At 35.5% G+C, this 23875-nt stretch carries 18 protein-coding genes and 1 pseudogene; 12 read left to right on the forward strand and 7 right to left on the reverse strand.

Annotation, left to right across the window (positions count from 1 at the left end):
* The first annotated feature begins 400 nt into the window (after positions 1 to 400).
* The 3 genes from tdc to nhaC all read left to right on the forward strand — a co-directional run bounded on the left by tdc (position 401) and on the right by nhaC (position 5269).
* Positions 401 to 2272, forward strand: coding sequence for a tyrosine decarboxylase (tdc, locus tag IGI65_RS04810; RefSeq protein WP_438773400.1), 1872 nt, complete (start codon positions 401 to 403; stop codon positions 2270 to 2272).
* A 77-nt stretch (positions 2273 to 2349) separates the two neighbouring features.
* Positions 2350 to 3786, forward strand: coding sequence for a tyrosine-tyramine antiporter (gene tyrP, locus IGI65_RS04815; RefSeq protein ID WP_438773401.1), 1437 nt, complete (start codon positions 2350 to 2352; stop codon positions 3784 to 3786).
* 103 nt (positions 3787 to 3889) lie between these two features.
* Positions 3890 to 5269: a Na+/H+ antiporter NhaC gene (gene nhaC, locus IGI65_RS04820; RefSeq protein WP_438773403.1), complete on the forward strand. Its 1380-nt coding sequence runs from the start codon at positions 3890 to 3892 to the stop codon at positions 5267 to 5269.
* 187 nt (positions 5270 to 5456) lie between these two features.
* On the opposite strand, the gene IGI65_RS04825 is transcribed toward nhaC, so the two are convergent.
* Positions 5457 to 8204: a cation-translocating P-type ATPase gene (locus IGI65_RS04825; RefSeq protein WP_438773404.1), complete on the reverse strand. Its 2748-nt coding sequence runs from the start codon at positions 8202 to 8204 to the stop codon at positions 5457 to 5459.
* A gap of 140 nt (positions 8205 to 8344) precedes the next feature.
* On the opposite strand from IGI65_RS04825, the gene IGI65_RS04830 reads away from it, so the two are divergent.
* Together IGI65_RS04830 and abc-f are read left to right on the forward strand one after the other, a co-directional pair.
* Positions 8345 to 8782, forward strand: a complete 438-nt coding sequence (locus IGI65_RS04830; RefSeq protein WP_438773405.1) for a hypothetical protein — start codon at positions 8345 to 8347, stop codon at positions 8780 to 8782.
* 944 nt (positions 8783 to 9726) lie between these two features.
* Positions 9727 to 11244 (forward strand): ribosomal protection-like ABC-F family protein, encoded by a 1518-nt coding sequence (gene abc-f / locus IGI65_RS04835; RefSeq protein WP_438773406.1) that lies wholly within the window; start codon positions 9727 to 9729, stop codon positions 11242 to 11244.
* A gap of 187 nt (positions 11245 to 11431) precedes the next feature.
* Here abc-f and IGI65_RS04840 read toward each other — a convergent pair whose 3' ends face one another.
* From IGI65_RS04840 to IGI65_RS04850, 3 genes are read right to left on the reverse strand one after another with little or no spacing between them, the layout of a single operon-like run.
* On the reverse strand, positions 11432 to 11593 hold the full coding sequence (locus IGI65_RS04840) for a hypothetical protein (RefSeq protein WP_438773407.1): 162 nt from the start codon (positions 11591 to 11593) through the stop codon (positions 11432 to 11434).
* A gap of 11 nt (positions 11594 to 11604) precedes the next feature.
* The gene (locus IGI65_RS04845; RefSeq protein WP_412256196.1) at positions 11605 to 11955 is read right to left on the reverse strand and encodes a hypothetical protein; all 351 of its coding nucleotides are present in this window, start codon (positions 11953 to 11955) and stop codon (positions 11605 to 11607) included.
* A 22-nt stretch (positions 11956 to 11977) separates the two neighbouring features.
* Complete coding sequence (locus IGI65_RS04850) at positions 11978 to 13000, reverse strand: lactonase family protein (RefSeq protein ID WP_438773408.1); 1023 nt, start codon at positions 12998 to 13000, stop codon at positions 11978 to 11980.
* A gap of 303 nt (positions 13001 to 13303) precedes the next feature.
* Between IGI65_RS04850 and IGI65_RS04855 the strand changes: the two genes are divergently transcribed.
* Together IGI65_RS04855 and IGI65_RS04860 are read left to right on the forward strand one after the other, a co-directional pair.
* Complete coding sequence (locus IGI65_RS04855; RefSeq protein WP_438773409.1) at positions 13304 to 13657, forward strand: PTS glucitol/sorbitol transporter subunit IIA; 354 nt, start codon at positions 13304 to 13306, stop codon at positions 13655 to 13657.
* Positions 13658 to 13718: 61 nt separating this feature from the next.
* The gene (locus IGI65_RS04860; RefSeq protein WP_438773410.1) at positions 13719 to 14867 is read left to right on the forward strand and encodes an AI-2E family transporter; all 1149 of its coding nucleotides are present in this window, start codon (positions 13719 to 13721) and stop codon (positions 14865 to 14867) included.
* An 82-nt stretch (positions 14868 to 14949) separates the two neighbouring features.
* Here IGI65_RS04860 and IGI65_RS04865 read toward each other — a convergent pair whose 3' ends face one another.
* Positions 14950 to 15243, reverse strand: a complete 294-nt coding sequence (locus tag IGI65_RS04865) for a rhodanese-like domain-containing protein (protein WP_438773411.1) — start codon at positions 15241 to 15243, stop codon at positions 14950 to 14952.
* 291 nt (positions 15244 to 15534) lie between these two features.
* A complete protein-coding gene (locus IGI65_RS04870; protein ID WP_438773413.1) occupies positions 15535 to 17457 on the reverse strand; it encodes a fructose-1,6-bisphosphatase in 1923 nt (640 codons plus the stop codon).
* A 239-nt stretch (positions 17458 to 17696) separates the two neighbouring features.
* Here IGI65_RS04870 and IGI65_RS04875 point away from each other — a divergent pair, with 239 nt between their 5' ends.
* The 5 genes and pseudogenes from IGI65_RS04875 (at position 17697) to IGI65_RS04895 (ending at position 22558) form a co-directional block, all read left to right on the forward strand.
* The gene (locus tag IGI65_RS04875) at positions 17697 to 18731 is read left to right on the forward strand and encodes an aromatic acid exporter family protein (RefSeq protein ID WP_095005918.1); all 1035 of its coding nucleotides are present in this window, start codon (positions 17697 to 17699) and stop codon (positions 18729 to 18731) included.
* A gap of 304 nt (positions 18732 to 19035) precedes the next feature.
* The gene (locus IGI65_RS04880) at positions 19036 to 19872 is read left to right on the forward strand and encodes a VOC family protein (protein ID WP_438773414.1); all 837 of its coding nucleotides are present in this window, start codon (positions 19036 to 19038) and stop codon (positions 19870 to 19872) included.
* A gap of 135 nt (positions 19873 to 20007) precedes the next feature.
* Positions 20008 to 21039, forward strand: a pseudogene (locus IGI65_RS04885) (serine hydrolase domain-containing protein).
* A gap of 92 nt (positions 21040 to 21131) precedes the next feature.
* Positions 21132 to 22070 carry a mannose-6-phosphate isomerase, class I gene (gene manA, locus IGI65_RS04890; RefSeq protein WP_211269901.1) on the forward strand — a complete coding sequence of 313 codons (939 nt, stop codon included), beginning with the start codon at positions 21132 to 21134 and terminating at the stop codon, positions 22068 to 22070.
* A 71-nt stretch (positions 22071 to 22141) separates the two neighbouring features.
* A complete protein-coding gene (locus IGI65_RS04895) occupies positions 22142 to 22558 on the forward strand; it encodes an EamA family transporter (RefSeq protein ID WP_438773415.1) in 417 nt (138 codons plus the stop codon).
* A gap of 71 nt (positions 22559 to 22629) precedes the next feature.
* Here IGI65_RS04895 and IGI65_RS04900 read toward each other — a convergent pair whose 3' ends face one another.
* Entirely contained in the window at positions 22630 to 23643 is a 1014-nt protein-coding gene (locus IGI65_RS04900; RefSeq protein WP_071864798.1) for a LacI family DNA-binding transcriptional regulator, read from the reverse strand.
* Positions 23644 to 23875 lie beyond the last annotated feature (232 nt).

Genomic DNA, 23875 nt, shown 5'->3' on the forward strand with positions numbered 1-23875 from the left:
AAAAAGTAAAAATCACTGTTAATACGTTACAAGAGAGCGCGATCTGTCTTTACAGGTCGTGCTTTTTTTTATCGTAGTTAAAATAAAATTACTTCACAAAGTTATTTACCATAACAATGAGGCTTAATTTAAATTAATTCACGAAAGAGAAAAAAATAGTTGATTTTAAACAAATAAATAACGGTGGTTATCAACTTGTTTTGAATTTTCAGATAAAAAACAAGTTGCTTTTTCTTTTATTAAATTTTCACAATTGACTATAACTTTAAAACAATTTAATAAATAAGAAAATGATTAAAAAAGGAACAAGTTTTGATTTTACGATTTTACTTTTAAAAAAAACAGGTGTAACCTACAAACGACAAAATTTTTATCAATACTTTTTTAGGAGGAGTTCATCATGAGTGAACAAGGAAACGATTTGAATCTAAATGCCCTATTTATTGGGGACAAAGCTGAAAATGGCCAAATTTATAAAGCTTTGTTAAACGAATTAGTAGACGAGCATTTAGGCTGGCGTCAAAATTACATGCCACAAGACATGCCAATTATTACGCCAGAAGAAAAAAGCAGTGAAAGTTTTAAAAACACTGTCAACAAAATGGAAGATGTTTTATCAGAAATTTCTTCTCGCATGCGCAGTCATTCTGTACCATGGCATACAGCAGGACGTTACTGGGGTCATATGAACTCAGAAACATTAATGCCTTCTTTACTAGCTTACAATTTTGCTATGCTTTGGAATGGGAATAACGTCGCTTATGAATCATCACCAGCAACAAGCCAAATGGAAGAAGAAGTAGGACATGAATTTGCCCACTTAATGAGCTACAAAAATGGTTGGGGACATATCGTGGCTGACGGTTCACTAGCAAACTTAGAAGGTTTATGGTATGCCCGTAATATCAAATCATTACCACTTGCTATGAAAGAAGTAACACCAGAATTAGTGAGCGGTAAGTCTGAATGGGAACTTTTAAATATGTCTACAAAAGAAATTATGGACTTATTGGAAAGTGTACCTGATAAAATTGACGATATTAAAGCTGCTTCTGCTCGTAGCGGTAAAAACTTAGCTAAATTAGGTAAATGGTTAGTGCCACAAACAAAACACTATTCATGGTTAAAAGCTGCAGATATTATCGGGATTGGTTTAGATCAAGTTATTCCTGTACCTGTAGATCACAACTATCGTTTAGACGTAAACGAATTAGAAAAAATCGTGCGTCAATTAGCTGCAGAACAAACACCAATTTTAGGTGTCGTTGGTGTCGTTGGTTCAACTGAAGAAGGTGCCATCGACCCAATTGATAAAATGGCTGCTTTACGTGACGTTTTAGCAAAAGACGGCATTTACTTCTATTTACACGTTGATGCTGCTTATGGTGGTTACGGTCGTGCCATTTTCTTAGATGAAAACAATGACTTCATTCCATTTGAAAACTTAAAAGATGTTCATTTTGAAAAAGGTGTTTTCACTGAAAATAAAAATTATATTTTAGAAGAAGTTTACAACGCTTATCGTGCGATTGAAGAAGCTGAATCTGTTACAATCGACCCACATAAAATGGGCTATGTTCCTTATTCAGCTGGTGGGATTGTTATTCAAGATATTCGCATGCGTGACGTTATCTCATACTTTGCAACTTATGTATTTGAAAAAGGTGCGGATATTCCAGCGCTACTTGGGGCTTATATTTTAGAAGGTTCTAAAGCTGGTGCCACAGCTGCTAGTGTTTGGGCTGCACACCATGTCTTGCCATTAAACGTTGCTGGTTACGGTAAATTAATGGGTGCCTCAATTGAAGGCTCACATCGGTTCTTTAATTTCTTAAACAACTTATCCTTTAAAGTTGGTGACAAAGAAATTGAAGTACATCCACTAACTTATCCAGATTTCAACATGGTGGATTATGTCTTTAAAGAAAAAGGCAACGATGACTTAGAAGCGATGAACAAATTAAACCATGATGTTTACGACTATTCTTCATATGTCAAAGGTAGCATTTACGGCAATGAATTCTTAACTTCTCATACTGACTTTGCAATCCCAGATTATGGTGATAGCCCATTACAATTTGTGAACCAACTTGGTTTTTCAGATGCAGAATGGCGTCGGGTTGAAAAAGTTACCGTTTTACGTGCTAGCGTTATGACACCATACATGAACAAAGCAGAAAACTTTGAAGAATATGCTGAAAAAATTAAAGTTGCGCTTCAAGAAAAATTGGAAAAAATCTATGCAGAAAAATTAGTACATTCAGCACACTAATCAGTTAGTAGACGGCAGGATCAGTTGCCGTCTGGCAACTGATCGACTGCGGTCCAATTTTAAGGAGCGTGTCAAAAGTGAGTAAGTCAGATATTAATAAAATTAGCTTGGGTACTTTTATCGGACTGACAATGGCATTGTGTGCCACAGTTCGTAGTATCCCAACTTTAGCAGCAGTTGGATGGACGTTAATTTTCTATTCCATTTTTGCGGTTGTCTTTTTTGCCGGCCCAATTTCAATGATTTCCGGTGAACTTTCTACCATGTTACCTGAAGAAGGCGGTCCCCAATTATGGGTAAAAACTGCTTTAGGTAGTAAATGGGGATTTGTTGTCGCTTGGCTATTGTGGGTGCAAATGTTCCCAGGAATGGTAATGGTTGCTTCGACATTAGGACCTCTTTTAGGTAATACATTTGGTAATGTGGCGTTAGGCAATAATCACTGGTTTGTTTTAGCTTGTATTTTAATTATTTATTGGATTATTACCGTTTTGAATTTAAAATTTGATATGGCCAAAGTTGGTGGGAACATCGGTGTTTGGCTAGGGGTTTATATTCCAGTTGTGGTCATGTTTGTTTTAGGTCTTTTTGCATTTTTCAAAGTCGGTTTAGTTTCAAACGGCTATTTGGGGGCTTTTTCTTGGTCTAAAATGTTACCAGATTTACAACACATTGAAACGTTAAAATATTTAGCAGGGATTAGCTTTATTTTCGTTGGGATTGAAATGAGTTCTGTTTATATGCCACGATTAAAAGATTCAACTAAGAACTATACAAAAGGTGTTTTCATTGCTTTAATTGGGTTGGTTTTATTAAATGTGATTAATGCGATGTTAGTTGCAAATGTAGTTCCTGCTGGCAAAATGGAATTAGCCAACATTACGCAACCAATCATTATTTACTGTGAAATTTTAGGTTTACCAAAAATTATTGGGAATATTTTCAGTTTCATGGTCTTTATTGGGGTATTATTACAACTTTCAGCTTGGGTAACAGGCCCTTCAAAAACAATTATTCAAGTTGCCAGAGAAGGTTTCTTACCACCAAAATTTGGTTTCCAAAAAGAAAATAAATACGGTGTCTCTAAAAATGTTGTCTTAACCCAATCTATTGTTATTTCATTGTTTGCCTTATTATATGGGGTAATGGATGACGTTAGCGCAGTTTTCTTAACTTTAACAAATGCGACAACAATTGTTTATTGTATCGTTTATGTCTTAATTGCGATTTCGGTTTTAGAATTGCGCAAACACCGTCCTGAAATGGCACGTCCATACCGGATTGGTAAAAAAGGTAACGCCTTTGTATGGGTTGTTAGTTTGATGTTGCTATTTTCAATTGTAGTGGTTACGTATGCGACATTAAGAACTTCAACTTTAGCAAACGCATTGCTTGTTGCGGCAATTGCAATTGTGATGTTTGTTATTCCTTTAGTCATTAATCACTTTAAGAAAAATGACTGGAAAGTTGCTGTTAGTGACAATTCTGCAGACCACTTGCATCATAGTCATTAACAACTTTTTAAGCGTCCTGTCGTAAGACCTTGCGGCAGGGCGTTTTTACTATGAAAAAAATTTTATCTTATTTTTAAAGATAAAGTGTAAAGAAGGTATTGTTGTGAAAAAAATTTCTACTAAAGAAAGTGCTGCGATTTTAGCGGCTATGTTAGCTATTTTAGGTATCTTAATTATTGGCTTTCAATTAAGTCCGCATATTCCTATTTTATTTGTTTTTATGTTGTTACTTTTATATGGACGTGTGAGGAAATTTTCGTGGGATGATATTCATGGAGGCATTATTAATGGGATAACACCTGGAATTATTCCTATTATTATCTTTTTACTCATTGGGGTATTGGTCGCTTCTTGGATTTTAGCCGGAACGATTCCCACTATCATGGTCTATGGCTTTAAAATTATTTCGGTTCGCTTTTTCTTACCGACAGTATTTGTTGTTTGTTCGATTGTAGGTTTAACAGTTGGTAGCTCATTTACCACTATTTCAACGATTGGGATTGCTTTTTTAGGAATTGGTCATATTTTAGGATTTCACGATGCTTACACAGCTGGCGCAGTTGTTTCAGGGGCATTTTTGGGCAATAATATTTCGCCTTTATCAGATACGACGAATTTAGCTGCTGGTATTGGGGGAATTGATTTGTTTCAACATATCGCCAATATGCGTTTTACGGATTTACCCGCCTTTGCAATTAGTTTTTTACTTTATATTTTCTTAGGTCACACGAATAAAACCGCAAATTTAACCAGTGTCAATGAGATGATTACGAGTATGCAAAATAATTTCTGGATTTCACCGTGGACTTTAATTCCGTTGGTGGTGCTATTTGTGATGGCAATAAAAAAAATCCCCGCAATTGCGACCCTTTTAACTGGTGCAACAGTAGCAGTGGTTATTAGTTTTATTCACGATCAAAGTTTAACAGTTCAAAAAGTAGCTGATATTTTAATGAATGGATTTAAAGCGGAAACCGACAGTGAAAAGTTAAATACGCTTTTATCTCGGGGCGGTATCATGAGTATGCTCGGTTCGGCGAGCTTGATTATTTTAGCGTTAGCTTTAGGTGGTTTGTTGTTAAAATATAAGATTGTGGAAAATATTGTGGAAGCACTAAAAAATAAGATGGATCGTCCTTCTCGTTTAATTGGTCTGACTGCACTAAGCAGTATCGGCGTAAATATTATCGTGGGCGAACAATATTTATCGGTGATTTTACCCGGGGAAACCTTTAAAAAATCTTTTGAAACCGCGAAGTTAGACAATCGCTATTTAACTAGAACGCTAGCGGATGCCGGAGCGAGCGTTAATGCCTTAATTCCTTGGGGCGTTAGTGGTACCTTTATTGCAGGAACTTTGAAAGTAAGTGCACTAGCATATGTACCGTTTTCCTTTTTCCCGTTATTAGCACCTATAATTACAATTGTGGTCGGATTTATTTTGAATCAACGACACACACAGGCAGCGCATCCGGTAAGTTAATAAAGATAAAGAAAAGTTGTGACAAGACTCTTGTCACAACTTTTTTTGAAAATAAATGGTATGACAGAAGCAGCTTCTTATTTAATAAGCTGAAATTTCGCAAAAATTTGAAAAGCCATTTTTTTGAAATTCCTTCTTAGTTTTTGAAGTAGGTTCCTTCTGTCACAGACATTTTTGACTCTTAAATTTAATGACTGCGTATAATTTTTTTGCGAATTTCTTCAATCAAGATAAGTGGCAATGGAATACAAATTAGAAATAACCAGTCTTTAAGTTGAATGCCAGTCGTGCCAAATAATTTTTGTAAGAAGGGAAGATACATCAAACATGTGATTAAGATAATTTCAAAAATGATTCCTCCTAAAATGCGTTTATTTGAAAATAAGCCAATTTCAAATAAGGATTGCTTTTCAGTTCGACAGTTAAAAACAGCACCGATTTGACAGAAAACAATTGCCGCTAATGTCATAGTGGTAGCCATGAGATAAACTTTCCCGTTTGCTGCCAATGCGACAGCTGGCCAACCGTTTAGGTGATTGACAAAAAAGTAAGCGCCAATGGAAATAAATGAAGCCATTAGGCCATAAAAACCAAAAGCTTTGATGATAATCTGTTTGGTTAACAAATGTTCAGATTGTTTGCGAGGCGGCTTTTTCATAGTGCCAGCTTCCGTTTGTTCAGTGGCTAGTCCTAAGGCAGGAAGCATGTCAGTACCAAGATCAATGGTCAAAATTTGCATAACAGTTAAAGGTAAAGGAATAGTACCTTTTGATAGTAAAAATAGTAGTGATGGAATTGCTTCAGGCATATTACTATTTAAAATATAAAGTAAGAATTTACGAATATTATTGTAAACAGTCCTTCCTTCTTCAATCGCATTGACAATTGAGGTGAAATTATCGTCAGTTAAAATCATATCTGCCGCTTCTTTTGCAACATCAGTGCCTGTAATACCCATCGCAACGCCAATATCCGCTTTTTTTAAAGCAGGTGCATCATTCACACCGTCACCAGTGGAGGCAACTACTTCGCCTAAACTTTGCAAGGTGGAAACGACACGATATTTTTGCTCTGGCGCCACACGGGCAAAAATAACTTCATGACGTAAATTTTCTTTTAAGGTTGCTTCACTCATAGCAGCTAAATCATCCCCGGTAATAACCCGCACATCATCACTTTTGACAATACCGATTTTGCGAGCAATACTTTCAGCAGTTAGACCGTAATCGCCAGTGACCATAATAATACGGATTGACGCATCGTGACATTTTTGAATTGCCTCGATCACATTTTCCCGTGGTGGATCTTGGCTGGCGGTAATGCCGACAAAAATCAAATTTTGTTCGCAGTTCTCAATTGTTAATTCTTCATTGGGCTTTAGTGGACGATAGGCAAAAGCTAACGTGCGGAGCCCTTCTTTTGCGAAGTGATCGTTTTGAGTTAAAATTTGATTTTTGAGAGTGTCGTCTAAAGGCGCGACTTGGCCATTTTTTAAATAACTCTGACAACTGCTTAAAACTTCGGTAATGCCCCCTTTGGTAAAAACGTATTGCTGATTATTATGGGTATGAATAGTGGACATGCGTTTGCGTTTTGAGTCAAAAGGAAGTTCGCTTTTTCGAGGATAATTTTTTTGTTCATCGCTTAAATCATAATCGGCTTTACTAGCTAAAATTAAAATACTACCTTCATCAGGGCTACCAACGAGTTGATAGTGATCGTTTTTTTCTTCAATGGCAGAATCATTACATAAACTGCCGATGCGCAATAGTTGTAGTAAATCTTTTTCTTGGGATAGATCAATTCGTTTATCGCCTTTTTTAACGATACCATTTGGTTCATAACCTGTCCCAGAAACGGTGTAGCTTGACTCTGGTAGCCATACTTTTTCAATTGTCATTTCATTTTTGGTTAAAGTACCCGTCTTATCTGAACAAATTACTGTTGTTTCACCTAGTGTTTCTACACTGTTCAAATGTTTAACTAACGCATTCTTTTTTGCCATTTTTTGAACTGCCATCGCCAAAGAGAGTGTAACTGTCGGCAGTAAACCTTCTGGAATAAAAGCTACCACCATGCCAAGGGCAAAAATGAATGCTTTCGGCCAAGGATAACCGACAAAAAAGACCGCAGCGATAAAAAATAAAATACCAATTCCAATGGCTATGATGGAAAGCTGACGAGTTAAAATATCTAATTCTTTTTGTAAGGGACTTTTCACGTCGGTTACAGAAGTCGTCAATGAAGCGATTTGTCCAAATTCTGTGTCCATCCCAGTCGCTAAAACGACAAAGACCCCACTGCCGTTGACTACAGAAGTTCCTTCGTAAACTAAATTGGCTTCGGCATATTTACCAGCACTTTTTAATGCTTCCTCTGTTTGAATCTCGATTTCTTTATTGACGGTAGTGGATTCACCTGTTAAAGACGATTGATTAACTTCTAAACTGTCAGCAGTTAACAGGCGACCGTCAGCGGGGATGTTATCACCACTATTTAAAGTGACAATATCGCCAGGAACTAAATCAGCCGCTAAAATTTTATTTGCTTGCCCGTTGCGGATGACTTTCACGTAACTAGGTAGCATTTTTTGTAGTGCGCTTGTAGCTTGTTGGGCGCGATATTGTTGCCAGAAACTAAAAATACCATTAATAACATTTACGAGCCAAATTGCAATTCCTAATTCTGGTGTACCAGTTAAAAGGGCAATAAAGCCGGCAATCCATAGTAAAATAGCCATCATACTGGTGAAGTTGGTTAAAAATGTTTTAAGCATAGACTGCTTTTGGGTAGTTGCGATTACATTTTTACCGTATTTTTCCAATCTTTTTTGGACTTCTTGATCGGTAAGCCCATTTTTTGAACTATTTATCTTTGCGAGACTATCTTCACTGCTTAATTTAGCGTATTCTTGCAGCGTGTTTGTTTGTGTCATCTCACATCACCACCTTTGCCTATATTTTCCAAGACTCTTAAAAAAATTGCAAAAAATAACCCTTTTTTTCGAGAATACTTTCTAATTAGTCGAAAAACCGCTAAAATGAAAGTATCACAAAAAAGAAAGTAGGAATAACTGTGAGACCAAATCTTGGTTATTATGTCCAAAATATTAATGATATCGTACAAGATACTGAAAAAATTGGGGAAGAGATGAATCCTCATTATGAAATTATTCGGAAGACAATTGATGAAGACAAATTAGCAGAATTAACACCTGAAAAAATTGCTGAAGTAGTCGATGTCTTTACTGCCGGTACTAAAAAATACAAAGCGATGTTAGCGCAAATTGAAAAATTACGTCCTCCTGCTAAAGTAATGGGAATTCATAAAAAATTTCAACGTTCTTATGAAAAATACGTCGCTGGTTGCGATGAGATGATTGCTAGTCTACAAACAGAACATGGAATTGATACGAAAGCCTTTGATGCTTCTGAAACAAAACAAGATGAAGCAACAGATGAAATTTCATTTTCAATTCAACGGATGACCAATTTATTACTTGGTAAGAAGTAAATTTGAAAGATAAAAGTGTTTAAAGAAGGTGTGACAAGACTTTTGTCACACCTTCTATTTTCGAATAAACGGTGCAATAGAAGCTGGTCGCTTCTGTTGCAACCTCTTTTTTTGTTGGTTTGACTAAAGAAATAATCATTTAAAAGTGAATTTTTTATCTTTTCTTTAGAAATAATCAATTTTATAAAACTACTTGGAAGACGTAATCGAGGTAGTGACAGTGAAATTAGCAAAACGAGAGTTATCTAATTTAACTATAACGTTATTTTTATGACAAAAAAGAAGTTGTCGTTTATATTAAATACATAACCAACAACAACCTTTTTATTTTTCATTTTACTCCATTTGAGAGTAATTACTCCTTTTTCCATTGGGCCTAACCAACCCAATGGTTTTTTTGTGCGCATAAAATAAAAAAAGATAGCTGTCGATTTGTATTTTTGGACAAACTGTTAGGAAATTTTTTTTCGTAATAAAAACAAAAAGAAGAAATGAATAATCAAAATATTAATCAAAAATAAATTATTTGTTTTTTTATTTGGATCCAGATGCTTTTTTATGATACTTTCTTACTTTTGCTGTATCTAAATAGATTGTTAAATTTTTAAAACCATGCTATTCTTTTCTTATTAAAAACGAAATGAGGGATCTTGCATTGAAATTTTAACCAATTTGTTGAAGCTGCATTCAGACGAAAAACTTGGAACGACCAAGGGATTCGTGTGCAGATTTTCAGGATTGGTTAAATGACTGTGTGAGGTCTTTTTGTTTACCTTATTTATTGTCATATCTCTGGTAGAGAACCCTTCCTGAAAATAGGAAGGGTTCTTTTTGGGCTATAAGTAGATTTAGGCTAAAAATAAGCTAGTGCGTAATTAAAATTAATCGCGCCAGCAGAATTTTTAAGCAAAAATCAGTTTTACGCCCTTTTATGAGGTGAGAATATGCCAGTGATAAAAATACATGATTTAACTTTTGGTTTTGATAATCAAGGGACATTACTGTTTGACCATAGTAATTTAGTAATTGATACCAGTTGGAAATTAGGCTTAATTGGCCGTAACGGGCGAGGAAAAACAACTTTATTGAATTTATTGCAAAATAAATTTTCTTATGAAGGACAGATTACGCATCAAATGACTTTTACGTACTTTCCGCAAAAATTAGTCGATAAAAATCAAATCACATTTTATGCATTAAATGAAGTAGCCACTTTTGAACAATGGCAATTAGAACGAGAATTAAATTTACTAGGGGTGGATACACTTGTTTTGTGGCGACCATTTGCTAGCCTTTCAGGTGGAGAGCAGACCAAAGTCTTATTGGCTTTGCTATTTGTCGATGAAGCGAATTTTCCTTTAATTGATGAACCGACTAATCATTTAGATGTCTTAGGCCGAAAGCAAGTGGCGCAATATTTGAAAAAGAAAAAGCAAGGTTTTATTGTGGTCAGTCATGACCGTCATTTTATTGATGAAGTGGTCGATCACATTTTGTCTCTTGAAAAAAGTCAGTTAGTGTTGTACCAAGGTAATTTTTCTATTTACGAAGAACAAAAACAATTACGCGATCAATATGAATTAGAGCAAAATACGAAAATAAAAAAAGAAATTGGCCGCTTACAACAAACTGCCGCAGAAAAAGCTGAGTGGGCTCTTTCTCGAGAAGGTGATAAAACTAAAAAGTCAAAAGGTTTCATCGATACCGAGTCACGACGGGTAAATAAAGGAGCAGTAGGAGCAGATGCTGCGCGAACGATGAAACGGGCAAAAGCGATTGTAAATCGCTTAGAAGAGCAAATGTCCCAAAAGGCAGAATTGTTAAAAGATATTGAAACGGTTAATACTTTGAAATTAAATTTTGCGCCAAGCCACCACAAATTGTTACTTCAAGTAGAAGACTTAACATTACAATATCCTGATAGTTCTGCATTATTCAAACCAATCACATTTGAATTGCATCAAGGAGACCGTTTAGCAATTATGGGAGCAAATGGTGCAGGTAAATCTTCTTTAATTCATTATTTACAAAATACCTTTGAAGGAAGCGTCAAAGGAAAAGTCAATCGTCCTCAAAGACTTACAATTAGTTATGTGCGCCAAAATTATGAGGATAATCGAGGAAGTTTAGTGGAATTTGCAGAAAGTCACCATTTGAATTATGAAGACTTGTTAAATAATTTACGCAAATTAGGTGTTGAGCGAGAAGTCTTTTTTAATAAAATTGAAGATATGAGCATGGGACAAAGAAAACGCGTTGAACTTGCCAAGTCACTTGCAACACCTGCGGAATTATTTATTTGGGATGAGCCGTTAAACTATTTGGATGTCTTTAACCAGGAGCAATTAGAAGAAGTCATTCAGTCTGTACAACCAACAATGTTAATTGTGGAGCATGATGAAACTTTTTTGAAAAATGTCGCTACCAAATTTTTAGAACTTAAAAAAATAGGCGAATCGTGATTAGAAAATAAAAGGTGAGGTCGTAATAGAAGTGATGAACTTTATGAAATAAGAAATATTTTTAAGAAAATTACTGTTCAAGTTTTTTGCGAAATTTCTTCTTACTTAAGTAGCAGTTACTTTTCTAGCATCGTTTATATGTTAAAAAAGAGGTTGTGACAAAAGTCTTGTCACAACCTCTAATATTTTAATTTTCTACGTTGCGAACGTAGTCATCAAAATATTTAATTAAATCACGTTTCATTTTTTGATATTCTTCTTCGCTATATTCCTTTTCTTCAATTTTCCCATTGAAATAAGGCAGTCTTAATTCTTCTTTTAAACGGTCCAATGCTTCTTGTTGATTCATAATATCTTCTCCTATAACAGATTAAACGACTGCGTTAACGCTTCGTATTGACTTTGCATGGTACTAAGTCGCTCTTTTAAACTGGCAATGTCGTCATCGTCATGAAATAAAACTTGTTTAAGTTCAAAATAAAAATCATCAAAAGCATTCACGAATGCTTCAACTTCTTTGGTTTGTAACTCCGTATTTTGATCGCAGCGAATATAAGCTTTTTCGGCAATTGCGTAACCTTCTGAGGTAGTTAAAATTGCTAAGTTTTCGTTATAGCGGCGCGTACTCACTAAATCACAAACGGACTGGCATTTATTTAATAAGTTTGAAAAATCTTTTAGTAACAATTCAATCGGTGTTTTGGTAAACATGGGGCTCCTCCAATTCTTTTCTTTAGTCTTCAAATAAGACGCAGACACATTCTGGCGCATATACATCTTTTTGGACAGTGGTTAGGGTACCGTCAGTTTGGTTACGGGTATAAAGAGTTAAATTATCGCTGTTTTGATTAGCACAAACGACATATTTGCCACTTGGGTCAAGGGCAAAATCCCGTGGGAAATCACCTTCAGTGCTGATTGTTTGGACTTTTTCAATCGTCAACCCATCTGTTGAAAGGGCAAAAACAACAATTGAGTTATGTCCGCGATTAGATGCATAAATAAAGCGCCCATCTGGACTAATGCGCACTGCTGCGCCACCATTTGCTCCAGTAAAATCTTTTGGTAACAAGGAATCTTGCATGATTTCAGTAAAGCTACCATCTTCAGGATTGTAACTTAAAACAGTCAGCGTACTATTTAATTCACCTAATAAGTAGGCAATATTTTTCGTAGGATGAAAAACTAAATGACGGGGACCAGCACCATCTTCGGTTTGATAAATGGCGACTTCGTCTAACTCTCCTGTTTCACTAACGTTATAAGTATACACTCGGTCAGTTCCTAAATCGCAAACGACAAGGCGTTTATCAGGAGTTAAATCGGTGTAGTGAACATGGGGTTTATCTTGATTTTCATTACTGCCGGTAGGTTCATCATGCTTAATTACCACACCAGGTTTAAGACTACCATCTGATTTTAAACCGTAGACACTAATTTCACCTAAATGATAGTTAGCGCCATAAACTAATTGGCGCTCTTCATCAACTGCCACGTAGCACAGTGGAGCTCCTTCTTTTGTTACGGCATTTAAAAATTTAAAGTCTTTATCATAAGCACCACAACCACCATTGCCGTCAACAGCTGTCACAGTATAAAGATTTTTAGCGTTACTTTTTGCTAAATAAGTTGGACTGTTTTCTTTAGTTGCCAAACTTAAATCTAGCAATTGTTCTTTTTCTGTATCGAGGGTAATACGGTAAATTCCTTCGCTTTCACGTCTTGTATAAGTTCCTAATAATAAGTGATGTAACATAAGTCATCCTCCTACCAATTATTGCCAAATTTTTCTTAAGAAAAATTTTTGCTTTAAATACTTCACTCTCTTTTCTATTCTACCACAAAGAATCCGCTTTAGAAGTTAGAGAAAAGATCAGGTATGTTATAATAAAAACTGTTAAAACTACAACAAAAAAATGAGTATAAAGGTAAAAAAGTCTCTTTTGATAAAAAAATTCAAAACAGTCTTTTTTGTGTGAGTTGGATTTATGGACCAATCACGATATTTTAAAATGAATTTCAAACGAAATGTTATAAACATATAGGAGGTAACGATTAAATGATAACAGGAAAAATTACAGCAATTGGGAAAGAGGCAATTGATGCCGACGAAAAATTATTAATTTTCTTTGATAACAGTGCCACAAAAGGTTTAAAGCCTTACGCAATTATTCAAGATGTACCAAAAGCTGATGCGATCACTTTAAATAAAGGAGACGAAATTCGTTTTGGTGAAGCTAAATATACGGTGACTCATGTTGGCAATACCGCATTAAAAGGGCTTCATGAAATTCAACATGCTTCTTTTATATTTGATGAGGTGCCCGTAACTGACAGTATTGTCAATGGCGTCTATCTTACACCTTTTGAAGTGCCACAATTAGAAGTAGGCATGACGATTACGTATCCATAAAAGCGCAGTTGAACTTATTTTATATTTCTAAAGGCCTAAAGTGCCAAACGGAGGTTTTAAAATGGAGAAAGATAAAAAAAGGTTATCTTGGTTTTGGAAATGGTTTTTAAATAATCAGTTTGTGACCGCCTTATTGATTATTTTATTGATTTTATTGATTTTAAATGCCTTTACTAAAGTTTCATATCTATTTGAGCCTATCGCACAGTTTGTTGGTGTCGTCGGCTTACCGATTGTTTTAGCAGGCGTTTTTTATTATCTAATGAATCCGGCTGTTGATTATTTGGAGAAAAAAGGCTTAAAACGAATTTACAGCATTTTCTTATTGTTTTTACTCGTAATTGGTTTAATTACTTGGGGCGTAGTGGTTATTGTCCCGAAAATTCGGGAACAAACCGCAAGTTTTATCGATAATTTTCCCAATTATTTAGATGTTATTGACCAAAAAGCCAATGAAATTTTAAATGATCCGATTTTTGGTACATTTAAAGATCAATTTGATAGTTATGGCGATAAGATTACTACTTGGCTGACCGACTTTATTCGTAATATTTCCAGCTCCACTATCTCTAGTTTAGGAAAAATTGTCGGGGCGGTTGCCTCTACTTTAGTGGCTATCTTTACAATGCCATTCATTTTATTTTATCTTTTAAAGGATGGCCGCAATTTAGCTCCATATTTTGTTAAATTTTTACCCAATAAAATGCGTAAACCAACATTAAAAGTTTTAAAAGAAATGAACGAGCAAGTTTCCTCTTATATTAGAGGGCAGTTGACAGTTGCTTTTGCTGTAGCCATCATGTTTATTATCGGCTTTTCGATTATCGGGTTGGATTATTCTGTGACATTAGGTGTCGCAGCAGGCTTTTTGAATTTGATTCCTTATTTAGGGTCATTTCTAGCCATGGTTCCTGCTATCTTTTTGGGAATTGTTGCGGGGCCAGTAATGTTAGTGAAAGTACTAGTAGTATTTGCGATTGAACAAACTATTGAAGGTCGTTTAATTTCACCATTAGTTTTAGGTAATGAACTTTCTGTTCATCCGGTGACTATTTTATTAGTATTATTGACTTCTGGTAAGTTATTTGGTGTGGTCGGGGTCATTTTAGGAATCCCTGTCTATGCAGCGGCAAAAGTCCTTATTACGCATCTTTTTGAATGGTATAAAGACGTTTCCCAATACTATCATGAAGAAACAGAAGATGAATAAAAAAGAACCGTGGTCATTTTGGTCACGGTTCTTTTTACAGAAAAATAGTGTGTCAGAAGCGACGTTTGTCACACTTTCGTTTTTAGGCTGCTAATTGTTTAATATCACGCATACCACCAATTACATGAACTGCCTTGTAACCGTGATTTTCTAAGAAACTCGCGATAATTTCTGAACGACGTCCGGAGTAGCTGATTACGTAATAGGTCGCATTTTTATCTAATTGTTTTAATTCATTAGGTAAGCTTGTTGCGGGTAAAGAAATGGCATGGGGTAAATGGCTCATTTCAAAATCCTGCGAGTCGCGAATATCTAAGATGTTCAGCACTTCGTTTTGACGTAGCAAGTTAAAATCTTGTACGGAAATTGAAGTCATCTTTCATCCTTCTTTCTTTTTGTAAGATGTTAGTATCTTATTTTATTTCACCAAAAAATTCAACGTTTTTCTTTTTATCTGATAAAATAATGAAAAGAAAATGAATGTAAGCGATTTTCATTCTGGTGTTAAAAGGTTATATATGAATAAAAAAATGCATAAAATAAAAAAACAAGCGTTGCCACGCTTGTTTTTAAGCTCTGTGATGGGATGTGTTGGCAACTAAACCGATCATAAAAAGCATAAGGACAAGGTTTCTCTTCGTTTTGGGCGTAAACTGTGATTTTTTACTTAAATTTTATCAAAGTTTTGATAGAGATATTGCAGGTCCGCCATCTCATGACAAATTTTAGTACCAATATTAGTTGCTTTGACTTTGGTTCGATTGGGTACTTCTGCCACTAAACGTTTGACTGAAATAATATCAGTACCATTTATTACCGCATCCGTGACAGATGTGAATGGTTGATGGGCGGCTAATTGCATCCCATAGCTATTTGACAATAAAGTATAGCCAGCAATGCCGGTAGTTTTTTGATAACTTTTGGCGTATCCGCCATCAATGACAATTAGTTTACTATTGGCTTTAATTGGATCCTCGCCCTTTTTTTCTTTGACTGGGGTGTGACCGTTAATAATATGACCGTAATCAGGTAAGTCAAATTCTGCTAATAACTCCTGACAAATGGTTTCGTCATTACGCAAAGTGTAATAGGCATTTTTCTTTTCGCGATGTGTTTTTTTGTCGGCGATATAGTAACGTTCAAATGTCGTCATAGCTTCTTTACCAAATAAAGAAGAACGCTCGCCAGTCCATAAATACCACAACATATCTGTTGCCAAATCAAAATGACAATGAGGATTTTGATAACTTTTTCGTACTTGTTCTTCATAAAAATCTAGTAGACTCTTGCCGGCGTAGTTCTGACCATTAATGCGGAGTGATTTTAAATCACCATTTTCATGTAAGGGAATACAGCCGTGAAATAATAAATTGCCGTTGTAACACAAATACATCGCACCCGCTTCTATTAAAAAGTCCATGTGGCGTTTTAATTTTTCAGATGCTTGGATTGAAGTCAAAAGCCGTGTAACTAAGTTTTCTTCTTCTAGTGTTAAAGCTAGCGGATTAAGCGGGTCAATTGTTGGCGCTTGAAAATCAGTTAGTGGGTATTTTTGTCCCTGCAATGTAATTGTTTGGCTAGTATAGTCAATAAAGGTTAGCATATTACGCTGATCTAATAGAAATTCTGGTCGCCGCTCAATTAATTGCCCTTCTAGTTTAAATTGTAAAATTGCTGTTGCTTGTTGCATCTGATTTAATAAAATTTGCTCGCTTTTTGAAAATTCGTGAATATTTTCAGCTTTAACATTAAACGCAGTTTTGGGCTGATAATATTTTTGGGCATAGTTTGCTAATGGTCGTAAATTGATGCCATAACGTTCCTCTAAAATATCTAAATTGCCATAGCGAGAAGAAATACGGAGCAAATTCATCACCGCCACAGGAGAACCCGCCACAGCCGCTAGCCAAACAATATCATGATTGCCCCACTGAATATCGACAGAAGGTAAAGTACACAGTCGTTCCATAATAAAATCAGGTTTTGGGCCACGATCGTAAATATCACCTACGACATGCAGATGGTCCACTACTAGTCGCTGAATAGTTTTAGCTAGGGCAGTAATCAGTGCAGGAGCTTGATTTAAAGTAATAATACGCTGAATAATCGTCGCAAAATAATCGACTTTATCTTTTTTGGTATCAACCTCAGTTAACAATTCTTCAATGATATAAGCAAATTGAGGCGGGAGGGCTTTTCTCACTTTAGAACGGGTGTATTTACGCCCAGCGTAATTGGTAACTTGTAAAAGATAAGGAATATTTTCTTCATAATAAGCAATTAACTCTGTGTTTGTTAAGGTGGCTTTTTGTAAAGCCAGTTTTTCTTCGGGATAGTAAATGAGTGTACATAAATCGCGAATGGGAACATTCGGGTCAGCTTGAAAACACTCTTTGACTTTTTCTTTTACACTACCTGAACCATTGCGTAAGACATGATCAAAGGCATCAAATTCACCATGAAGATCACTAACAAAATGTTCTGTTCCTTTTGGTAGTTGTACAATTGCTTCTAAATTGATGAGCTCTGTTAAAACTTGTTCTTTTTGGGGAAATTTTTCTTTTAGTAGTTGGTAGTACTTTTCTTCCAAATTAACACCTCCGTCATTATAATAATATAGCAAATCATTTCATTTGTGTATAGGTGTAAAAGTCTTTTTACATTGGTGATGTAACATAAAATCTAGTTATTGGTATAGTTGATTTAAAAAGAGGTGAGATAAATAATGTTGGCTAAAAATAGAAAAGAACTCTGAAAGAACAAGGGAGGGATTCATTACAACTGTTTTTCCAGTATAATAAAAGAAAAATTATAAAAAGGAGACGGTAAATGAATCTATTAACGAAAAATACTTGGCAACAACATTTAGGTTATGCTGCAAAAATTGGAATTGGTAGCGCACTGGCGATTTTATTGGCAGAACTATTGGGTTTAAATTTTGCCGCTTCTGCGGGAATTATTACACTGTTGACAATCTCTACCACGAAAGTCCAAACATGGCGCTTATGTTTGCAACGCTTAGGGACTTTTTTAATCACTGTTTTTTTAGCATTTTTAATTCAACCGATCCAACATTTAGAATGGATTAGTTATGGTATTATTTTAGTTTTGCTGACATTTGGTTTAAGTGCGCGGAACTTATTACCGACACTGTCTGTTAATGCTGTGGTTTTGACCCATTTAATGGCCAAAAGCACACTGACCATCAATGCTATCACCAATGAACTTTGGCTATTAGTAATTGGGTTGTTAATTGCCATTGTCGTTAATCACTTCCAGCATTATGAAAGTCAAAAAAAGTATTTAAACTATTGTCGCCAGACGAGTGAAAAAAAATTCAAACTCGTTTTTGAAAAATTGGCTGCTTACTTAGCTGATAGCCAGTTACAAAACCATGTCTGGGATGATATCATCAGCTTAGAAAAAGAGCTTCATAACTACACCCAAGCGGCCTTTGCTTATCAGCAAAATCGCTTGCCGGTAAGTGATGATTTTTATTTGGATTATTTTGAAATGCGGACGCAACAATGTAATGTATTGCATAATCTCCATTATGAAATAAAAAAATTGCGTTTAATTAAAAGTGATTCGGCAGTGATTGTCGCATTTTTGAATGAAATTGCGCTGCATTTTGGCGAAATGAGTCAGCCGATCCATCAGTTGCAGATGGTGGATCAGTTGGTGCAAAAAATTGAAGAGACCCCTTTACCTCAAACGAAAGAAGAGTTTTTACGTAAAGCGCGTCTGTATCATATTTTAATGGATTTAGAAGAATTTCTAATCTTCAAAAAACGCTTTTTACAAAAGCACCATCCGGAAAAAGTTGCTGCTTATGAAGCTGCTCAACTAGCCACAGAAGAATAATTAATGTAGACTTGGTAGCCAAATTTTTTTGTGTTTGCCAAGTCTATTTTATTTTTCTATAAACGCACTCACTCAAGAATCACTGCTTTTTTGTGGTTAATTTCCAGCTAACTAACAAAAAATGTCATTTTAAGCGATAATTTTGTTTTTTTTTACCGAAAAAGTGATAAAATGCATTTTGATAGTTTGTTTTACGATAATTGGTTTAATTAAGACGTTTGTTATTTGAAAGCAAAAAGGGATATCATTTGCGACCAGACTAATTTCTAAGTACAATAGGCTTGTCGGAAGGGGAGTAAATAAAATGGCTGAATTTGCACTATCGGCGGCGGGGCTTGAAACCGTGGCGTTACGCGTGAAAAATCGGAACCTAATGATTGAATTTTACCGAGATATTATTGGTTTTAATTTGAAAAGAGAAGAAAATGAGTTGGCAATCTTTGGCACAGCTAAAGATAAGAATGATTTGTTATGGTTGGAAGAAAGTCCATATGCACAAGACCACACTGGTGAAATAAAAAAACTTAAACGTTTGTGTTTGGTGATTCCTTCTGAAAAAGAGATGGCAGATTTAGCACAACGGCTCTTACAAGCCAACTATCCTATTAAAGATGCTTTAACTGCAAACGAAGCATCCGGGATATTAGTGGAAGATCCAGAAGGTAATCAGTTAGAAATTTATTTTGGCTCTAAAAATGCGCATCAAAATCCAGTGGCGTTAGATCTCGTTGCATTGGCGCAAAAGGCGACTGGGGAATTTCCTCGTTTATCAGATGGCGTTCACTTTGACAAAATTCATTTAAATACTAGTCGACTAAACGAACAACAAGACTTTTTGAAAAATGTCATTGGTTTGAAGGTTCAAGATGAAACCAGTGGTATTTTAGCGCTTAATGGCGGTAATTTCCACGTTGGATTATCAACAGGGCAAGGCGGTACATTAGATCTTGCCACAGATGATGTGTTGGGTTTAGACTTCTTGCAATTTCGCGTTCCACAAGCAGATATCTTCGCTTTAGCAGACCATTTAGAAAAGCTGAGCGTTGAATTCTTTATTGATCACAAAAAGCAAATTATTACCGTTTATGATCCTACTGGTATTGAATGGTGGTTTGTGAGCGAAGAAAAGAAAAGACATTAATCAATTTTTAAATCTGGACAGATGTCCAGATTTTTTTATTCTTATGGTATCCCTGCTATTTTTAGGATTTTATGGAAGGTTTAAATGTTATAGAAAATAATGATACAATCAAACAAAAAGATAAAGGGTGAAAAAATGTATTCTAAAACCAAGGCGTTGATTAAAAAACAGCTAAATGAAGGCGTTTTTCCCGGAGTTGCCTTTGCCTTTATTGAAAAATAAAAAATAGAAGAAATCGTTTTGGGAAAAAAGATGCTGGTTCCTCAGCCAGAAGAATTGCAAAAGAATAGTCTTTTTGACGTTGCATCTTTGACAAAAGTTGTGTGTACGACGAGTGTCATTTTACGGTTAGTCGAACAAGGACGTCTTGATTTAGATGCACCTTTAAAAAAATACTTACCCGCTTTTGAAAATCAACAGATTACATTGCGACATTTGTTAACCCATACTTCAGATATTCAGACTTGGATTGAAAATCGCAATCAACTGCGTAAAGAGGAATTGAAAAAAGCTTATTTAAAACTACAATCGGGAAAAAATTTAGGTAAAGTAGTGCAATATACGGATGCTGGGACGATTTTGTTAGGCTTTATGCTAGAAGAAATCTACCAAAAAACGGCGGTAGAAATTTTTTATACTGAAGTTTTAGCTCCTTTAGGGATGAAAAATAGTCTATTTTTGCCCGCAGAAAAAGTAAAAAGCAAAATTGTACCAACCGAAGTCTTAGCTGATGGGACAGTCTTACAAGGGATAACTCATGATCCTAAAGCGCGGATTTTAAAAGAAGAAGCTGGCAATGCTGGTTTATTTACCAATTTAGCCGATTTGGAAATTTTTGCTCAGATGTATTTGGCTGATGGTAAAGACTATCTAAAAAAAGAAACGATTGCGCTACTTTTAACCGATCAAACACCCCAACACGACGGAAAGAGATCTTTAGGTTGGGATTTAAAGTATACACAAGATGAACAGAAACGACCTTTGTTATTTCATACTGGCTATACAGGGACTTTTCTTTTGCTAGATCCTAATGAAAACAGTGGGTTTATCTTTTTAAGTAATCGTGTTCATCCGCATGACAATCGCAGTCTTTATTTAGCCAAAAGAGATGAAATACTGGCTTTATATTTAAAAGAAAAGGCTCACAAATTTAGAAAAGTGGTATAATATTGCAAGACAAGTTGTTAGAAAGTTAAGTTTGATTTTTAACACGAGATGAATTCATAACTAGGAGGAAATTAAACGTGGAACCATTATTTATGAAACCTGTTTTTCAAGAGAAAATCTGGGGAGGCAATCGCCTTCATACTGTTTTTGGCTTTGATTTACCCAGTGATAAAATTGGTGAAGATTGGGCAATCAGTGCTCATCCCCATGGTGTAAGTGTTGTAACCAATGGCGAATTTGCCGGACAAAAATTAGATGAGTTATGGCAAAACCATAAAGAATTATTTGGCAATCCGACCGAACCGGTTTTTCCTTTATTAATTAAAATTTTGGATGCTGAAGATGAACTATCTGTCCAAGTGCATCCTGATGATGCGTACGGTATGAAACATGAAGGGGAACTAGGTAAAACGGAGTGTTGGTATATTATCGATGCCAATCCTGGTGCTGAAATTATTTACGGACATCATGCTAAAACACGAGAAGAATTAGCCGAAATGATTCACGATGAACGTTGGGATGATTTATTGACGCGGGTACCAGTTCAAAAAGGTGATTTTTACTATGTTCCAAGTGGTACGATTCACGCGATTGGTAAAGGTATCATGATTTTAGAAACCCAACAAAGCTCTGATACTACTTATCGCGTATATGACTACGATCGCAAAGATGATCAAGGTAAGACGCGTGAATTACACATTCAACAATCTATTGATGTCACAACAGTTCCTGCCCGTAAACCAGAATTAAACGTAACAGAAGTGAAAAAAGGCGAGTCCAGTATCATCACTTATTTAAAAACGGACTTCTTTAATGTGTATGAATGGCAGGTAAATGGAAAACTTGAGCTACAAGCTCATGCGCCTTATACATTAATGACGGTTATTGATGGCTTTGGTGAATTAAAAGTAAATGGTAAATCTTATGAAATGCCAATGGGCACCAGTTGCATTATGCCAAACGGTATTTCCAATTGGACCATTGAAGGCAAATGTAGCATTATCGCTTCAGAACCTGGTAAAAAAGAATAATCTTAAACAGAGAAAAAATTCAGGTTAACGGATTTTTTCTCTTTTTTTAGCAGATAAAGGAGGAGAGGCTTTTGTTTTATGCACCATTACTTCTAACTGTAATTGCAAATCTGTTGTATCATTTTGCTTCAAAAAGTGTAAACGAAAAGAGTAATTTATTTTTTTCACTCTTTGTTGTGTATGGAATTGCTTGGGTCATTTGTTTATTTTCATTTTTATTTCGAAGTGACAAAACCCCTCTTAGTCAAGAAGTGCATTACTTAAATGGTGGCACTGTTTTATTAGGGATTGCAATCGTTTTTGTCGAAGTTGGCTATCTGTGGTTATATCGGGTAGGCTGGCCGATGAGTATGGCGGCTATTTTGGTGACAAGTTTGTTAACGTTACTTCTAATTCCAATCGGTATTTTTATCTTTAAAGAACCGTTTTCCTTAAAAGAAGCAGCCGGTGTTTTATTTTGTTTACTAGGTGTCTATTTATTACGCTAGTAAAGGTAAAAGCAGCTTGCAAAAAAGAGGTGCCACTGCTCTTTTTTGCAAGCTGCTTTTGATTAATTAATTCACTTTGTTAAATCTAAAACTGTTTCTCTTTGAATAAGTTTATGTGGTACGATTACTTTAATACCATCGGTGAGTTGTTGGTTAATTTGTTCCATTAATTTTTGTGTAGCCATTTTCCCTAAGCGTGAAACGTCGACATCTAGACTTGTGATGTAAGGATGAACCAAAGTAGAAAAAATGGAATTATTAAAGCTAATTAAAGAGATATCATCAGGAATTTTTTTGCCATACATTTGGACCAACTGCATAATCCGCATCGCAAATAAATCATCAATTACGACAAGCGCGGTGGCCTTTGTTTCTTCCAAAATATTTTCAAACAAAATATAATCTTCCGGCGCTTCAAATTTTACTGCCGCATGTGTGGTTAAATTCGCAATCATTAGCGCTTTTTGGTAGCCAAAGTAGCGCTCAAAATAGAGGTTTTCGCGAGTTGTATTGGTGACAAATAAAATATTTTTATGACCGCGGGTAATTAAGTATTCAGTAGCTTGTTTACCTAATAATTGGTTGTCGTTATCGACAAAAATAATTTCACTTTCTTTTTGATAAGGCTGACCGATCAGTGTAAAAGGAATTTTGTTATCCGCCAAATAAGCAATGACCGGATCATGATTATCCGAATACGTTAAAATAAAACCGTCCACTTGCTTTTGCAAATGCATGCGTTTGACATTTTCCAATAAGGTTTCAAAATTATTAGCAGAAGCGACAGCCACAGACATGTGGTATGTGCTGGCTTCTTCATTAACAGCTTCAATCGTCTCTAAATAAAAAGGGTTGCCCAAGCGTTCTTTTGAATCTAAAGGAGGTAAGATGATGCCAATCGCACTAGCGATTTGTTTGCCCAGATTCCGCGCAGTAACGTTTGGTACGTAGCCTAAATCTTTCATAACTTTTCGCACTTTTTTCTTGGTTTCTTCTGAGATACTTGGGTGATCGTTGATGACGCGTGAAACCGTTGAAGTTGCGACACCGGCTTTTTTAGCGACATCTTTTACAGTGATACTCATAGCTTTGCCTCCAAATTTAATTGAAATGGATTCTTTTGCTATCATAGCAATTTTAGCGCCAGAAAACTAGCCAAATTAATGGATTAATAACGGTTAATTTTTTATTTTGTTTGACCAACTACTGCTTGGCTTGTAAAGTAAGTCTTTTAGCTAGAAAATTAGAAAAGCTGAAGGGATGCAGTCTTTCTTACGTCATACTTTATATACATATACCAGAAAACGCCCGCAGACT

The organism is Enterococcus sp. DIV0755b (genome assembly GCF_051713765.1).
GTDB lineage: Bacteria > Bacillota > Bacilli > Lactobacillales > Enterococcaceae > Enterococcus_C > Enterococcus_C canintestini.

Coding starts and splice junctions, on each gene's coding strand:
- tdc (WP_438773400.1), top strand. CDS start 401: ATGAGTGAACAAGGAAACGATTTGAATCTAAATGCCCTATTTATTGGG.
- IGI65_RS04825 (WP_438773404.1), bottom strand. CDS start 8,204: ATGACACAAACAAACACGCTGCAAGAATACGCTAAATTAAGCAGTGAA.
- abc-f (WP_438773406.1), top strand. CDS start 9,727: ATGCCAGTGATAAAAATACATGATTTAACTTTTGGTTTTGATAATCAA.
- IGI65_RS04840 (WP_438773407.1), bottom strand. CDS start 11,593: ATGAATCAACAAGAAGCATTGGACCGTTTAAAAGAAGAATTAAGACTG.
- IGI65_RS04845 (WP_412256196.1), bottom strand. CDS start 11,955: ATGTTTACCAAAACACCGATTGAATTGTTACTAAAAGATTTTTCAAAC.
- IGI65_RS04850 (WP_438773408.1), bottom strand. CDS start 13,000: ATGTTACATCACTTATTATTAGGAACTTATACAAGACGTGAAAGCGAA.
- IGI65_RS04855 (WP_438773409.1), top strand. CDS start 13,304: ATGATAACAGGAAAAATTACAGCAATTGGGAAAGAGGCAATTGATGCC.
- IGI65_RS04860 (WP_438773410.1), top strand. CDS start 13,719: ATGGAGAAAGATAAAAAAAGGTTATCTTGGTTTTGGAAATGGTTTTTA.
- IGI65_RS04865 (WP_438773411.1), bottom strand. CDS start 15,243: ATGACTTCAATTTCCGTACAAGATTTTAACTTGCTACGTCAAAACGAA.
- IGI65_RS04875 (WP_095005918.1), top strand. CDS start 17,697: ATGAATCTATTAACGAAAAATACTTGGCAACAACATTTAGGTTATGCT.
- IGI65_RS04880 (WP_438773414.1), top strand. CDS start 19,036: ATGGCTGAATTTGCACTATCGGCGGCGGGGCTTGAAACCGTGGCGTTA.
- manA (WP_211269901.1), top strand. CDS start 21,132: ATGAAACCTGTTTTTCAAGAGAAAATCTGGGGAGGCAATCGCCTTCAT.
- IGI65_RS04900 (WP_071864798.1), bottom strand. CDS start 23,643: ATGAGTATCACTGTAAAAGATGTCGCTAAAAAAGCCGGTGTCGCAACT.